This is a genomic window from Streptomyces sp. NPDC001880 (assembly GCF_053594575.1).
Window position 1 is genome coordinate 1 of sequence record NZ_JBSFET010000027.1, and the last position, 14,842, is coordinate 14,842.

At 70.2% G+C, this 14,842-nt stretch carries 14 protein-coding genes; 9 read left to right on the forward strand and 5 right to left on the reverse strand.

Annotated features, from left to right (window positions below):
* Positions 1 to 568 precede the first annotated feature (568 nt).
* The 4 genes from ACWCQ6_RS17375 to ACWCQ6_RS17390 are packed head-to-tail and all read right to left on the reverse strand — an operon-like array spanning position 569 to position 3,648.
* Positions 569 to 1,423, reverse strand: a complete 855-nt coding sequence (locus ACWCQ6_RS17375) for a phosphotransferase (RefSeq protein ID WP_451090017.1) — start codon at positions 1,421 to 1,423, stop codon at positions 569 to 571.
* Positions 1,404 to 2,312, reverse strand: a complete 909-nt coding sequence (locus ACWCQ6_RS17380) for an aldo/keto reductase (protein ID WP_451090019.1) — start codon at positions 2,310 to 2,312, stop codon at positions 1,404 to 1,406. The genes ACWCQ6_RS17375 and ACWCQ6_RS17380 overlap by 20 nt, the downstream gene beginning before the upstream one ends.
* Positions 2,309 to 3,496 (reverse strand): JmjC domain-containing protein, encoded by a 1,188-nt coding sequence (locus tag ACWCQ6_RS17385; RefSeq protein ID WP_451090021.1) that lies wholly within the window; start codon positions 3,494 to 3,496, stop codon positions 2,309 to 2,311. Before ACWCQ6_RS17385 ends, ACWCQ6_RS17380 begins: the two co-directional genes overlap by 4 nt.
* A gap of 14 nt (positions 3,497 to 3,510) precedes the next feature.
* On the reverse strand, positions 3,511 to 3,648 hold the full coding sequence (locus ACWCQ6_RS17390; protein WP_451090023.1) for a hypothetical protein: 138 nt from the start codon (positions 3,646 to 3,648) through the stop codon (positions 3,511 to 3,513).
* 624 nt (positions 3,649 to 4,272) lie between these two features.
* Here ACWCQ6_RS17390 and ACWCQ6_RS17395 point away from each other — a divergent pair.
* From ACWCQ6_RS17395 to ACWCQ6_RS17405, 3 genes are all read left to right on the forward strand, one after another.
* A complete protein-coding gene (locus tag ACWCQ6_RS17395) occupies positions 4,273 to 5,526 on the forward strand; it encodes a helix-turn-helix transcriptional regulator (RefSeq protein ID WP_451090025.1) in 1,254 nt (417 codons plus the stop codon).
* Between the two features lie 14 nt (positions 5,527 to 5,540).
* A complete protein-coding gene (locus tag ACWCQ6_RS17400; RefSeq protein ID WP_451090027.1) occupies positions 5,541 to 5,906 on the forward strand; it encodes a hypothetical protein in 366 nt (121 codons plus the stop codon).
* A gap of 761 nt (positions 5,907 to 6,667) precedes the next feature.
* Positions 6,668 to 8,257 carry an ABC transporter substrate-binding protein gene (locus tag ACWCQ6_RS17405; RefSeq protein ID WP_451090029.1) on the forward strand — a complete coding sequence of 530 codons (1,590 nt, stop codon included), beginning with the start codon at positions 6,668 to 6,670 and terminating at the stop codon, positions 8,255 to 8,257.
* A 37-nt stretch (positions 8,258 to 8,294) separates the two neighbouring features.
* Here the strand turns inward: ACWCQ6_RS17405 and ACWCQ6_RS17410 are convergent, their stop codons facing one another.
* Positions 8,295 to 9,170, reverse strand: a complete 876-nt coding sequence (locus ACWCQ6_RS17410; RefSeq protein WP_451090031.1) for a bifunctional DNA primase/polymerase — start codon at positions 9,168 to 9,170, stop codon at positions 8,295 to 8,297.
* Between the two features lie 331 nt (positions 9,171 to 9,501).
* Here ACWCQ6_RS17410 and ACWCQ6_RS17415 point away from each other — a divergent pair, with 331 nt between their 5' ends.
* The 6 genes from ACWCQ6_RS17415 (at position 9,502) to ACWCQ6_RS17440 (ending at position 14,832) form a co-directional block, all read left to right on the forward strand.
* Entirely contained in the window at positions 9,502 to 9,813 is a 312-nt protein-coding gene (locus tag ACWCQ6_RS17415; protein WP_451090033.1) for a hypothetical protein, read from the forward strand.
* Between the two features lie 218 nt (positions 9,814 to 10,031).
* A complete protein-coding gene (locus ACWCQ6_RS17420; protein WP_451090035.1) occupies positions 10,032 to 11,243 on the forward strand; it encodes an acyl-CoA dehydrogenase family protein in 1,212 nt (403 codons plus the stop codon).
* Positions 11,244 to 11,266: 23 nt separating this feature from the next.
* On the forward strand, positions 11,267 to 12,235 hold the full coding sequence (locus ACWCQ6_RS17425) for a bifunctional MaoC family dehydratase N-terminal/OB-fold nucleic acid binding domain-containing protein (protein WP_451090131.1): 969 nt from the start codon (positions 11,267 to 11,269) through the stop codon (positions 12,233 to 12,235).
* A gap of 1 nt (position 12,236) precedes the next feature.
* On the forward strand, positions 12,237 to 13,271 hold the full coding sequence (locus ACWCQ6_RS17430) for an acyl-CoA dehydrogenase family protein (protein ID WP_451090037.1): 1,035 nt from the start codon (positions 12,237 to 12,239) through the stop codon (positions 13,269 to 13,271).
* A gap of 2 nt (positions 13,272 to 13,273) precedes the next feature.
* A complete protein-coding gene (locus ACWCQ6_RS17435) occupies positions 13,274 to 13,669 on the forward strand; it encodes a MaoC family dehydratase (protein ID WP_451090133.1) in 396 nt (131 codons plus the stop codon).
* Complete coding sequence (locus tag ACWCQ6_RS17440; protein ID WP_451090039.1) at positions 13,666 to 14,832, forward strand: lipid-transfer protein; 1,167 nt, start codon at positions 13,666 to 13,668, stop codon at positions 14,830 to 14,832. The genes ACWCQ6_RS17435 and ACWCQ6_RS17440 overlap by 4 nt, the downstream gene beginning before the upstream one ends.
* The last annotated feature ends 10 nt before the right edge of the window (positions 14,833 to 14,842 follow it).

The window sequence follows — 14,842 nt, forward strand, 5'->3', positions numbered from 1 at the left end:
GGGTGGGTGTTGTCGGAGTCATGCGGCCTGGATACCCCAGCGGCCCCCGGAAACGCACCCTTCGCTCGAGCCCCAGGCCGCCGCTGGCTCCATGTCTCCGCCACCGCCCGCGGCGGCCCCCGCCCGCTCGCGCCGCAAAAGCCCGAGAAGCGGGCAGCCAGACCTGTGAAGAACCCTGCCAGCCGCCCCACGGCGAGCACGGCCAGCAGGAGCGGGGTACATGCCAAGTCCGCACCGGTCACCGCGGATTGTCGTTCAACCAGCTGTGGCTGGGGCGACCGGCCTCCACGGCTTTACCCACCTGTTCGGGCCGGGGCCCGCGTCGGGCAAGCTCACGGGGCCACTCGTTCAAATTCCGGGCAGGGGCAAAGCCTGCCCGAGTTGCCGGGCCAGCGTACGGCCCCTTGAACATGCCCGACCCCAACCCGAACAGGACACCGGCCAAAGCCGCTCCGGCCGACCGCGTGGCAACCCGCGCCCACATGATCTAACGGCCGAAGAACGGGCGGCAGTTGGCATGTGAAGACCCCGGCGCGCAGGGCCGGTGCCGGGGTCAGGAGGAGAGTAGTCAGGCCAGGATCTCCGCCGGGGCCGCGACCGGAGGGCGAACCCCGGTCAGCTCTTCCGCACGGGCCAGAAGGAGGGGCGCGAGTTTGGGGTAGAACCCCCGTGCCACGGCCTGGAGCATCTCGGCGAGGGCCGCCAGTTCGCCGATGCGGCCGGCAGGGGTGTCGAGGACGGTCGCGAACTGGCTGCGTACGCGGGCGGCCACGAGGGGCACCCGGAGGCTGTACGCGTGGAGGAGTCCGGGGTCGTAGCCGACAGGTACCCGGCCCCAGCGCTCCCAGTCCAGGATGGTCAGCGGTGTCACGGTGAGGTTTCCCCAGTGGAGGTCTCCGTGTCCGGTGACGCGCTCGACTGTGGTGGGTGCGGGGATGCCGAGGAACTGAGGGAAGGCCCGCGCCATCCACTCGTCCCGCACGGTTTCCCTGGCCCCGTCTGCTTCCGCCAGGCGGTCGAGAGCACGGCGCAGGATTCCCCACCACTGTTCGGGCAGGGCGGGGTTGCGGACCAGGTCCGGGCTCCGGGGCGCCACGACCGGATGCGACACCAGGTCGAGGACCTCGGCTTCGAAGGCGTACTCGCCGTCGATCCAGTCGTGGGTTCCGTGGACAGCCGGGCGGGGTACGTCTCGCGGGAGCGTGAGGTCGGCGCCGACGATCCCTTCCCCGCGCCGCCGACCGGCGTTTTTCACTGGTCGGCGGCTGACGCGCAGCCAGTAGTCCCCCGACCGCCGGCCCAGGGTGAGGCCCGCGAAGCCCCACGTCTGCGGGCCAGTGCAGGTCAGAGCGACCGCTTCGGCTGCCCGTCGGTGCGCGGCCATCATCAGGGCCCGGGTGGCCTCATCCGGTGGCGAGTTCATCGGTCACTCTCCTGAGTTGTTCGCGGGTCAGGGGCGAGGCGAGGGCCTTGGCGGCATCGTCCCAGTGGTCGCGGCTGCTGATGGAAGCCAGTAGGACGTCCAGGGCCGGACAGGAGGCTGCAGCCAGCAGGCCGGCCGCGGCGGGCGACAGCCCGGGGCGGATCAGATCCACCAGTTCGGGTGTCATGGCGTCGAGGAGTTCGCCGCCGTGCAGGGGCGCCGATCCGAAGGTCGTCATCCCGGCGTCCTGCGCCTGGACCAGGGGGCCGCCGCCGTTGAGCGTCTGCGTGATCGGAGTATCCATGATCAAGCTCACGGGCATCTGGACGCCGATCAGGTGGTGTCCCTCGGAGCCCGCCGCTTCCCGGGCGAGAGCCACCAACTCGGTGATCATGAAAGCGCCTTCGCGCAGGCCCGACCAGGTGGCTACGCCGTAGCCACCGATTCGGCGGAGCTCGACGAGCCCTTCCAGGACCGCGAATACCTCCCTCAGGTGCTGGCGCATCAGCACGCGGTTCGCTCCGTGAGCGGCCCGCTCGGGATTGTGGACGAAGACCAGGTCCACGCGGCCGAGCTGGGCCACGGCGTCTTCCACCTGATGGCAGACGAACCGGGGGTCGAGGCTGTGGCCTGCGGCGGCGTCCGCTTCGGTGAGGACGCCGAGCGCCACGGCGGTCCGGGCCTGGCTTCGGGTGAAGAACCCCACCTTGGTGGCCGTACGGGCCGTTCCCGGGTGTTCCCGCAGCACCGGTCCGAGGAGGTGTTGCGCCGTCCCGCCCGCGTAGTTCGGGGCGGTGTCGATCCAGGACGTTCGGGACCGCAGAGCGATGCGGGCCGACTCGCTCACGTTCCGGACCCGGTAGGTCCCCAGGGCCAGGGCCGCCGTCATAGGCCGGTCCCGACGACGGCGACGGCCTGGCCCTCGATGAGTGCCGAGACGAGGGCGGCCACGTCCTTCACTTCGAGCCCGGCGGAGTCGGCGAGGTCGCCCAGTGTGGCGGGCCGACCGAGCAGCAGCTCGCGCAGGGCCGGTGCGGCGGATGCGGCGAAGTCCCAGGCGGTACCGGCTGCGGAGAAGGTGACCGCGCCTTCTCTGCCGCTCTCCACCATGCGGCTCCTCGGTGCGGTCAGCCGTACGGCGATCTCCCGGCAGGCGGGGATCCCGGCCACGTACGGGAGAGAGGGGACCGCGTGCCCGTGGTGCGTGGTGTCGATCGACTCCGCCCACCGCTCCACCAGGCGGGCGTCCGCCAGCTCATCCAGCAGCGCCCGGCGCAGCGCGGCGAGGAATTGGGTCTGATCGGCCGGGGAGGCGAACCGCGGAACGTCCTGGCGCAGCGGGAGAGCCGCGCGGAGCTGGTCCACCACCCAGTGGAGGAGGTCCGCACCTGTGTGTGAGACGAGGCCGAAGGTCAGGTGCAAGGACTCCGTTCCCTGGTCGGCGGTGACCGCGTGCCACCAGCCGCGCGGCAGGTAGAGCACGTCACCGGGCGCGAGGACGATGTCCGCCACGGGGTCGCCCTCGGGCTTCTCCGGCGACTCGACGTCACGGAAGGTCGGGGCCTCACGGGTCGTGCCGTACAGCCGCCAGCGCTTGGAGCCGTGCACCTGGACCACGACCACGTCGTGGTCGTCCCAGTGGAGCCCGAAGCCCTCCCGTTCCGTCCACGACGCGTACGCGTTGACCTGTACGGGGGTGCCGAGGAACCGTTCCAGGCCCTCGGCCGCCATCCCGACGGGCGGGTGGATCTTCTCGACGGAGTCCAGGACCAGCGAGGCGCCGTCTTTGAGCTGGGAGTGCAGTTCGGCCGGCTGGATACGGGACCAGGTCACCGCGCGCCGGGTCGTCGTCGGGACCGCGTAGCGGTGGACGGGGACCATCTCGCCGTCCACCGACAGCCGCAGCCGGGGAGGCTCCAGGCGCTGGGTGGCGATGATCAGGTTCAGGTCGTCCCAGGATAAGAGACCGGCAGTGTCGGCGGCGCCGGGGAAGAGGGCGTAGGAGCGGTTGTACGTCTGGGCGAGGAACGCGTCCCCGCCCAGACGCCCCGCCCACGAAGCAGCACTAAGCATCGTGGGCGGCCCGATCAGTCGTTGCCGTCGGAACGGCCGCCGCTGACGTCGGACTCCTGCTCGGTACGGATGCGAGCGGCGACGATCTTCCGCTTCGCGACGAGCAGGCCGCCCCCGTCGGGGGCCACGGAACCGGTGTTCTCTTCCACCATCGAACTTCCCTCTCTCCTTGGGGAACTCCCGCCGGAAACCCCGGCGGGAAGAATGGGGTTGGGCAAGGCGCCGAGCGGCTACAAGGTGACGTAAATGCCTGCGGCATACAGGCCCAGCGAGCCGACGATCAGAGCCACAGACAGAAGGCCGGCGAACCGGCCGAACCGGTGGAGCACCCACCGCCTTAAGGCGTCCACTACGCGGTCCCCGGCTCGGCAACCGGTGGGCGAAGCACACGGGCCGATACCGATGGACCGACACAGAGCGGGCACTCGCACGGCGGGTACCGCCCGGGGTCGGAGAGGATGACGAACGGGTCGCCCTCCCGCACCTGGGTCGTCCGCGACCACGAGCGGCCGGAGTCGCGGGAGACGCGCAGCGACATGAGGATCCGAGGTTCAGCACCGAGGTCCGGCGCGTGCGTGACCTGCCCGAGTCCCCGCTTCGCCGCATCATTCCGCGTCGCCATGTCCACGTCCCTCCGACGCTCCAAGCCCAAGTCGTCCGCAACAACACCCAGGAAACAGCGCCGAGTCAGGGGTCTCCACGGCATCGATGCGGCAGTCTTGACGCATATCCGTGTACGGGCACCGGAGGGGCCGAAGCCGTGGGAGGGGGTCGTCATGGGACTGGCAGAACGACGCAGGACCCTGGGCTACAGTCAGGAGAAATTGGCCCAGTTACTCGGCGTGGACCGCACAACGGTCGGACGCTGGGAAAGCGGCAGGATCGCTCCTCAGCCGCCCCAGCGACGGGGCTTGGCCACCGCCCTCGAAGTCAGCCTCCAAGAGCTGGACGTCCTCCTGACACCGCCACGAGCCGCAGGCCAGGAGGCCGCCGGGCACCAGTCCAGTGACCCCCCGAGCGCGGGAGACCCCGACGAAATGATCCGCCGCGAATTCCTCCGCATACTGACTGTCAGCGGGGCTTTGACTGCCTTGCCGGTCGAGGAGGCCGAGGCCCTCACCGAGGGCGTCCGTCGGGGAGTGCCGGCCGACTTCGCACGTATGAACAGCCATCTCTGGCAGGTCTACCAACTCGCCCGTTCCAAGGGCTCCGTCTATCCCGTCATCCGGGACCAGCTGACGACACTGAACGAGGCCCTGGCGGGCAACCGTGGGAGCGCACGCCCTCTGCTCAACGCGGCGGCTGACCTGTTCCAGTTGGCCGGCGAGGTGGCGTTCGACGGCAACCGGTATTCCGACGCAGCCGCTTCGTACTCGCTCGCGGCGTCGGTCAGTAAGGACGCCGAGGCGTACGACCTGTGGGCATGCGCGCTTGTTCGGCATGCCTACGTGGACATGTCCGAGCAGCGCTATCGCCAGGCCGTGCAGATGCTCGGCGCGGCCGAGCGCCTGGCCGGCCGGGGGGACAACAACCTCTCGACTCGGCACTGGGTCGCTTCCGTTCAAGCTGAGGCATACGCCGGCCTCGGCGACCTGGACGCGTGCGAGCGCGCTATGGACCAAGCGGAGACCGTCCACGACCTCACCGCGGACAGCGTCAACGGCGGATGGCTCCGGTTCGACGGCGCGCGTCTGGCCGAGGAACGGGGATCGCGCTACGTACAGCTCGGCCGTCTCGACCTGGCGGAGAACGCTTTGAAGGACGCCCTGGACCAGACTGCCCTGGCACCCGGGCAGTCGTACCGGCGACGCGGAGCAGTGCTCACCGACCTGGCCGTCATCGGCGCGAAGCGGCGGGACGCCGAACAGGTCGTGGCGTACGGCAGGGAGGCCATCGGCCTGGCCCGAGCCTCCGCATCCGGGTACGTCGCCCGTAGACTCCAAGCCCTGTGCGACGAGTTCGGTCCCTTGAGCCGCGACCACCGCGTGGCAGAGCTGGGAGTCGAGATCGCCGCTCTGAGCACGCCGTGACGAGAGAGGTAGGCATGTCGCAGACCGAGGGTGCACGACTGTTCCGGGAAGCCTGGATCGCGGGAGTCCACCAGCACTTCCCCGGCGAGCCGAAGGCTGGCTACGTCACACCATGGGACACCACCCCGCAGTGGGAACGCGAGGCAGCGGGCTCCGTTTACGAGCAGGTCCGTCACTTCGTCGAGATCAGCGGCGGCACCACGGCACGGCTTTCCCGCGAGCAAAAGAGCCGCTTCGTCGCGACGTGCTGGACGGCCCAGATGTTCAAGCACTTCGAGGACCCGAAGCCCGGCTACGTGGCCGACTGGCCCGACCTGCCCTCTTGGCAGCAGGAGACCGATGCCGACATCTTCGAGGCCATCGAGAAGTCGCTGAACTGACGACACCGGAACGTTTTTGGGTGGTGTGTCGACAGGTCTGGGGACTGTGTGGTCGAGACGAGCCGGTGGTGGACCAGGTGTGGACCATCTGCCGCCGCGGGAGGCCCCGAGGGAGGGGAACGGGCAGGTCAGGCATACCAAGGGCCTTTCCGGCAGCACTCTCTTGAAAACCGTCGTGGCGCGAGTCACCGTGGGTTCAAATCCCACACCCACCGCAGATGAACGGCCCTCGTCCGGAAGAAGACCGGTCGAGGGCCGTTTTGCTGCGCGCTGCCCGTGGAGGGGTGCCGCTGTGGTACGTGCGGTTCCGGACGGACTGCGGGAGATCGCGGGACCCGTGGAGGTGTGACCGAAGTCCCGTTTATCCAGGGCGCATGCGCTGACCAGGGAGGCAGGAGCGACAGCCGGTGCGGCCGGTCGGTCGGCACGGTTCGATACCAGCCATTTACGCCGGTGGCATCCGCCGGCGGTGACGATTTTTGTCGTAGGAGGTGGCGCCACGTAGCGCTGCCTCCTACTAGATTGTCAAAGCACCACGAGACCGATCATGCTTTGTGCTCCATCGTCCATCAACTGCCGTTTGGCAGTCAGTCACTACGAAGAACCCTGGTGAACACCATGTCCAGGCAAGCTGTCGGACCGCACCACCGCGCACGACCAGGCTGACAGTGCTGGACGGCCGCGACGTTCGCAGTTGATCATGACCTGATCCGGTTGTCCGGGAACCTCGTGTTCCCGGCCGAGAGTATGAGGCACGTTCTGTGAAGGTTCGTACGAGGCGGTCGGCCACCTTGATCTCCGGGGGACTGGCGACGGTGCTGTTGGCGGGTTGCGGCTCCGAAGATCAGATCTGGCCGTTCGAGAGCAAGGACAAGATTGTCGTCGGCATGTCCGACGGCATCCTGGCGACGGATCCGGCCGCGGGGTACGACCCGGGCTCCTGGCTGCTGTTCAACAACGTCTTCCAGTCGCTGCTGAGTTTCCCGCCCGGGAGTTCCATACCGGTGCCGGAGGCCGCCGAGGAGTGCGGTTTCTCGGACGGCAGCAAGACCTACACCTGCACCCTGCGCGACGGGCTGAAGTTCAGCAACGGCAACAGCCTCACCTCGGCGGATGTCAAGTACTCCTTCGACCGGGCGATCAAGATCAACGACCCGGCGGGCCCCGCGCCGCTGCTCTCCAGCATCTCGTCGATCAGCACCCCGGACGACAAGACCGTCGTATTCCGGCTCAAGGTGCCCGACGCGACATTTCCGAGCAAGATCGCATCGGGTGCCGGATCCATCGTGGACCGCCGGGTGTATCCCAAGGACAGTCTGCTCAAGGGTGGCAAAACGGTTGGCTCAGGTCCTTACAAACTGGACTCCATAGACAAGTCGGAGGCCGACTTCTCGGTCTATTCCGGCTATCACGGCACCGCCGAGGTGAAGAACTCCGGCGTGACGATGAAGCTCTTCCAGGGCGATCAGAAGGCCCTCAAGACCGCACTGGAGGAGGGCGATGTCGATATCGCGTACCGCGGTCTCACCGCCAAGACGATAGCCGCCCTGGACACCTCGCCCAGCGCCGAGAAGGACGGCCTCGACGTCGTCCAGGGCAGCAGCGCGGAAGTCCAGCACCTGGTCTTCAACGTTTCCGACCCGGTGGTCGGCAAGCTCGCCGTGCGCAAGGCCATGGCCTATCTCGTCGACCGGTACGCCCTGGTCAGCGAGGTCTACCAGTCCACGGCGACACCGCTCTACTCGATCGTCCCGGTCGGCATCACCGGGCACGGCAACTCCTTCTTCAACACGTACGGGGACAGCCCGCAGCCGCAGAAGGCGAAGGACGTCCTGAGGGAGTCCGGCATCACCGACAAGGTGCGCATCACCCTCTGGTCCACGCCGAGCCGTTACGGCCCCGCCACCGACGACGAACTCCAGACCATCGCCGATCAGTTGAACGAGAGCGGGCTCTTCGACGCCAGCATGAGGTCGGTCCCCTTCAACGAGTACGAGAAGGGCATCGCCGAGGGCAAGTACGGCGTCTATGTGAAGGGATGGATACCGGACTATCCCGACCCCGACAACTTCACCCAGCCGTTCTTCGGCAAGGGCAATGTCCTGTCGAACAATTACGAGAACCACGACATCACGAAGCGGATCATCCCGCAGACCTCGTCCATGACCGACCGCTCGAACACCCGGACTCCGTTCATCAAGCTCCAGGACATCGTGGCGCATCAGCTGCCGCTCCTGCCGCTCTGGCAGGGCAAGCAGTACGCGGTCGCCAAGGACAACGTCCGGGGTCTGCAGAACTGTCTGGACACGTCGACCGTCTTCCGGTTCTGGGAACTCAGCACCGCTGACTGAGGGCCGGCCCTCAGGGACTTGATCCGCCGGACATGCCTCAGGGCTCGTCCGGCGCGGCCGAGGTGAGGCGGGCCGCCGATGCGATCGTGGCCTGGGCCTCGTGTTCGGTGAGCCCGGTGCGGACGGCGGCCCTGGTGAGGGCGTCGGCCAGGGCGTCGCCGCAGCCGTGTTCGTAGGCGCGGCAGGCCGCCCAGAAGAGCCGGGCATTGCGCTCGCCCTCGCGTGCCGCGAGAACGAAGCTGACCAGACCGCGGCCCTGGTCGGGCCGGTCCGCGCCGGGCGGGCGGCGCTCGGGAGGCGTGAGCAGGCGCAGGAGCGCGAGGGGGCAGGGCGCCGGAGGCAGGTCGGCGGTGCCCGGGGCGACCCGGTAGCGGCCGTGCGTGGTGACCGAACCGGGGCCCACCAGGTAGCCGCCGGTGCCCCGGATGTCGATGCCGGGTGCGAGCCGGCTCACGGAGTTCGGTACGGGTACGCCGGGCGGGCCGGTCAGCCAGATGTGCCGCCCGCCGCTGGGGGTGAGGACCACGACGGTCGGCGGGATCGTGAACAGGTGGTGCAGGGCCAGCCGCCGGAGCGAAGCGGCGGAGTCGCTGCCGTCGGCGGTGTCGACGTCCAGATCGATGCCGATGAGATGGTGCGGGGGCCGCCCGCAGGCGATGCCGTAGCCGGTGGCCCAGGGGGCGGCGGCGAAGAGAGCCCGTACGGCGGCCGGGTCGGTGGTGGCGTCGTGGACGCCGTGCCCCGGGAGGCCGCACGCGCCCCGGCAGGTGGACCGGTGGTCGTCGTTCCGGTGCGGAGAGGGCAGCGCGGGAAGCTTGCGGGCGGTCAGCGGGATGACGGGGAGCCCGCGCTCGGCGGCGGAGAGCGCATGGGCGAGGGCCAGGGCGGCGGTCCGCCGGTCGGGGATGGCCATGGTTCTATTTTCGTTCAGGTGTTCGAGAAAGGGAAGGGGGCATGGCACCGGCGGGCCGGCGCCGGAATGCTTCTTCCCTCGGGGGTACGGGCTCGGGCGGCCGGGCGGCCGGGCGGTTCCGGGCGGGGCGCGTACGGGGGGTGAGCTGGGGCGTTCGGGGAGCGCAAAGGTTTATCGGAGTTTCCTCACACCTGCGGGGGAATCGGGTCGTACGGGTGGTTTGCCGGGGATCCGCTGGGCAGCCCTGGATTCGCGACGTCGTGACCAATACCGGGGCGGTCGGCCGGCTGCCCCGGGAGAAGCCGTACTTCCGGTTCCTGGAGGAATTGACATGGCAAGCATCCGTACCGCTCGTGCCCTCGCCGCTGTTGCCGCACTGCCCCTCGCCGCCGCGCTCTTCGGAGGTGTGGCCCAGGCCGACAACGGCTCGTTCGCGAACGACGGATCGAACGCGGCCGTTGCGACGGTCGGCGGCAGCGGCGTCGGCGGTGACAACACCGGCAACTCGTCCACGTCCCAGCAGCAGGCCGTCGGCTCCGGAGCGTCGAACCAGAGCAATTCCGCGCAGGTGAGCGGTTCGGCGTTCACCGTGATCGACCAGCACAGCGACAACGTCGCGGTGAATTTCACCAACCTCTGGTGAGCCGTGGCCGGCCATGGGCCGGTCGGGGGGTCGGGTCAGGGCCGGTCGCAGCAGCGGTCCGCGCGAGGGCATTCGGTGCCCTCGCGCGGACCGTTTCGCTTTGCGGGAAGTGCGGAGTACGGGCCATGGCCGGGTGTCGCCCACCTTGACAGGACTCCGTATCTGACGGACAGTCAGAAATCCTGATCCGTAAGCCCCGTGTCCGGGAGGCAGCCGCCGTGCACCTCGCCCAGACGGAACGTCAGCGACAGCTGCGCGCCGAACTCCGCACGTACTTCCGCGAGGTGGTGCCCGGGAGGGAGGCGGGAACGGCCCCGGGGGACGGGGATCCGGCCGGGCAGCGGCGAGTCCTGCGCCGGATCGGCGCCGACGGCATGCTCGGGCTCGGCTGGCCCGTCGAGTACGGCGGCCAGGGACGCGGTGCCGACGAGCAGTTCATCTTCTTCGACGAGGCGTACCGGGCGGGCGCACCCGTCTCGATGGTCACGCTCAACACTGTCGGCCCGACGCTGATGAAGTACGGGACCGACGAGCAGAAGGCGTACTTCCTGCCCAGGATCCTCAGCGGCGAGATCGTCTTCGCCATCGGATACAGCGAGCCCGAAGCCGGCACGGACCTCGCCTCGATGCGCACCAGGGCGGTGCGGGAGAGCGAGGACGCCCGTGGTCCGGACGGCGCCGGGGGCGGCGGCCACTGGGTGATCGACGGGCAGAAGATCTTCACCAGCAACGCCCAGAACGCGGACTGGATCTGGCTCGCCTGCCGTACGGACCCGGACGCGCCCAAGCACCGGGGCATCTCGATCGTCCTCGTCCCGACCGACGCCCCCGGCTTCTCGTGGACGCCGATCGAGACCGTGGGCGGGCTCACCACGACAGCCACGTACTACGACGGGATCCGGGTGCCCGCCACCAACCTGGTGGGTCCGGAGAACGGCGGCTGGGGGCTGATCACCAACCAGCTCAACCACGAACGGGTGGCGCTCGCGGCAATCGGGATGCAGGCAGAGGACTTCTACGAGGCGGCCCTCGCCCACGCCCGCACCCCCGATCCCGTGACGGGCGGCCGTCCGGCCGACGAGCCGTGGGTGCGTGCCCGGCTGGCCGAGGCGCATGCCCGGCTGGCTGCGACACGCCTGCTCAACTGGCGTCTGGTGGGGGACGTCGGGGCGGGTTCGCCGGCCCCGGGCGAGGCGAGCGGCGTGAAGTTCGCGGGGACCGAGAGCGCCGTCGAGGTGTACCGGATGTGCCAGGAGATCACCGGGGAGGCGGGCATGGTCCGGGGAGGTTCGCCCGGCTGCTTCGGGGACGGCGAGCTGGAGCGGATGAACCGGGCGGCACAGATCAACACCTTCGGGGGCGGGGTCAGCGAGGTGCAGCGGGAGATCGTCGCGACGATGCGGCTCGGCATGAGGAGGGGCAGGCGGTGACGGTCGTGCGGGAGGGGCGGAAAGTGTCCGAGGGGCGGCAGGCGTCCGGGGGACAGCAGGTGCCCGAGGAACCGGACGAGCTGCACGGGCGGCTCAAGGCGTTCGAGGGGCGGGCGGCCGCCACCGCGGGCACCGGCAAGGACCCGGTCAACGAGCCGATGATCAGGCACTGGTGCGAGGCGATGGGAGACACGAACCCGGCGTACTCGGGGCCGGACGCGGTCGCTCCGCCGACGATGCTCCAGGCGTGGACGATGGGCGGCCTGTCGGGGCACACCGACCGCTCCGCGGCGTACGACGAACTCTTCGGCCTGCTCGACGGCGCGGGCTACACCTCGGTGGTCGCCACCGACTGCGAGCAGGAGTACCTGCGGCCGCTGCGGCCCGGGGACCGGATCACGTTCGATGCGGTCATCGAATCGGTCTCGGAGCGCAAGACCACCAAGCTGGGCACGGGCTATTTCGTCACCACCCGCATGGACGTCCGGGCGGACGGGGAACCCGCCGGGACGCACCGCTTCCGGATCCTCAAGTACACCTCGGCGGCGCCGAAGCGGGCGGCGCGCGGCGGCGGCCGGAACCTGCGCCCGAGGCCGGTGATCAACCGGGACAACGCCGGGTTCTGGCAGGGCGTCGCCGAGCACCGGCTGCTGATCCAGCGCTGCGGCGACTGCGCCACGCTGCGCTTCCCCTGGCTGCCCGGCTGCAACGCGTGCGGCTGCCAGGAGTGGGACACGGTCGAGGCGAGCGGCGAGGGCACCGTCTTCAGCCATGTGGTGATGCACCACCCGCCCTTCCCCGCCTTCGGCGCCGACGGCGCGGGCGGGCCGTATGCGGTGGCGCTGATCGAGCTGGCGGAGAGGGTGCGGATGGTCAGCAATGTGGTCGGCATGCCGTACGACAAGGTGCGGGTGGGAATGCCGGTGCGGCTGGAATTCCTGCGTACGGACGAAGAGTTGGAGCTTCCGGTCTTCCGGGGAGGCGAGGGCTGAGATGGATTTCGCACCCACCGAGGAGCAGGCCGCGGCACAGGGGCTCGCGGCGCGGATCTTCGGCGATCTGTCGACGCCCGAACGGCTGGCCGTGGCCGGCACCGGGACGGATGCCGAGCTGTGGAAGGAGCTCTGCGCGGCCGGGCTGACCGCGGCCGTCGAGGAGACCGGGCTGCTCGGCCTGGTGCTCCTGCTGGAGGAGCAGGGGCGCACGACGGCGCAGGTGCCGTTCGCGGCGAGCTGTGTGTACGGGCTGCTGGCCGTCGCCGGGCACGGCACGGTCGAACAGCGGGCGCGACTGCTGCCGCCGCTGAGGGACGGCACCGCCGTCGCCACCGGGGCCTTCCCGGCCCGCGGCGGGATACGGGCCGATGACGCCGGGCGGCTGAGCGGAGGTGTGCCGTACGTGCCGTGGCTGCGGGACGCGGACCTCGTCCTTGTCCCGGACCGGGAGCGGCGGCTGTGGATCGTCCGGACCGCCGGCCCCGGTGTGCTGACCGAGCCGGTGGAGACCACGGCGCCGTGGTCGGCGGCGCGGCTGGTCCTGGACGGGGCGTCCGGGGAGCGGCTCGGCGGCGCCGCGGCGTACGAGGCGGTCCTGGCCGCGGGCCGGACGGCGTTCGCCGGACTCCAGGCCGGGGTGTGCGCCGGCTCGCTGGCCCGCGCCGTCACCCACGCGAACACCCGCGAGCAGTTCGGGCGCCCGCTCTCCACCAAGCAGGGCGTCCTGCTGCGTGCCGCCGACGCCCATATGGACACCGAGGCGATCCGGGTCACCGCGTACGAGGCGGCCTGGCGCCATGACGCGGGGCTGCCGTACGGGTCCCAGGCGCTGACCGCGGCCTGGTGGGCGTCGGAGGCGGGGAAGCGGGTGGTGCACACCGGACAGCATCTGCACGGCGGCACCGGCGCGGACCTCGACCACCCCGTGCACCGCCACTTCCTCTGGGGACGGCAGCTCGACTCCTATCTGGGCTGCGGCGGCGAAGTGCTTCAGGAACTCGGTGAGTCACTGGTGAAGGAGGGCACGGAGTGAAGGTGAAGGCCGGTGACGAACTGGCGCCACTGGAGATCGAGGTGACCCGCACCCTGATCGTGGCGGGCGCGATCGCCTCCCGCGACTACCAGGACGTGCACCACGACGCGGCACTCGCCCGGGAGAAGGGCTCCCCGGACATCTTCATGAACATCCTGACGACCAACGGCCTGGTCGGCAGGTACGTCACCGACCGCCTCGGCCCCTCGGCCGTGCTCCGCAAGGTCGCCATCAGGCTGGGCACGCCCAACTACCCCGGGGACACCATGGTCCTGAGCGGCACGGTCACCGCCGTCGGGGACGACGGGACGGCCGAGGTGGAGATCGTCGGGGCCAACGGCCTCGGCCGGCATGTCACCGGCACGGTGGCCGTGGGCGTCTCGCAGGGGGCGGCATGAGTGTGCGCAGGGCCGATTCGCTCGGTGGCAGGGCGGCGGTCGTGGGGATCGGCGCGACCGAGTTCTCCAAGGACTCCGGGCGCAGCGAACTGAAGCTGGCCGTCGAGGCGGTGCGGGCCGCCCTCGACGACGCCGGGCTGACCCCCGCCGACGTGGACGGCCTGGTCACCTTCACCATGGACACCAGCCCGGAGATCACCGTCGCCCAGGCCGCCGGCATCGGTGAGCTGTCGTTCTTCTCGCGCGTCCATTACGGCGGCGGGGCGGCCTGCGCCACCGTCCAGCAGGCGGCCCTGGCCGTGGCGGCCGGGGTGGCCGACGTCGTGGTCTGCTACCGCGCGTTCAACGAGCGCTCCGGGCGCAGATTCGGCTCCGGCGTGCAGCAGCGGGAGCCCACCGCCGAAGGCACGGCGCTCGGCTGGAACCTGCCCTTCGGACTGCTCACCCCGGCCTCCTGGGTCGCCATGGCCGCCCAGCGCTATCTGCACGCCTACGGGCTGACGCCGGACGCCTTCGGCCATGTCGCGGTCACCGACCGGCGCCATGCCGCCCGGAACCCCGCCGCGTACTTCTACGGGAAGCCGATCACCCTGGCCGACCACGCGGCGTCGCGGTGGATCGTCGAACCCCTGCGGCTGCTGGACTGCTGCCAGGAGACCGACGGCGGACAGGCGATCGTCGTCACGAGCGCCGAGCGGGCCCGGGACCTGCGGCGGCCGCCTGCGGTGATCGTGGCCGCCGCGCAGGGCGCCGGGCGGGCGCAGGAGCAGATGACGAGTTTCTACCGCGACGACCTGACCGGCCTGCCGGAGACGGGGGTGGTCGCCCGGCAGCTCTGGCGCAGCTCCGGTCTCTCCCCCTCCGACATCGACGTGGGGATCCTCTACGACCACTTCACCCCGTTCGTCCTGATGCAGCTGGAGGAGTTCGGCTTCTGCGCGCCCGGCGAGGCGGCCGGCTTCGTCGAGGCGGACGCGCTGCCCCTGAACACTCACGGGGGCCAGCTGGGGGAGGCGTATCTGCATGGGATGAACGGCATCGCGGAGGCGGTCCGGCAGATCCGCGGCTCGTCGGTGAACCAGGTGCCAGGGGCGGCCAGGACCCTGGTCACGGCGGGCACCGGCGTCCCCACCTCGGGCCTGATCCTCGGTACGGACGGCTGAGCGCGCCCGG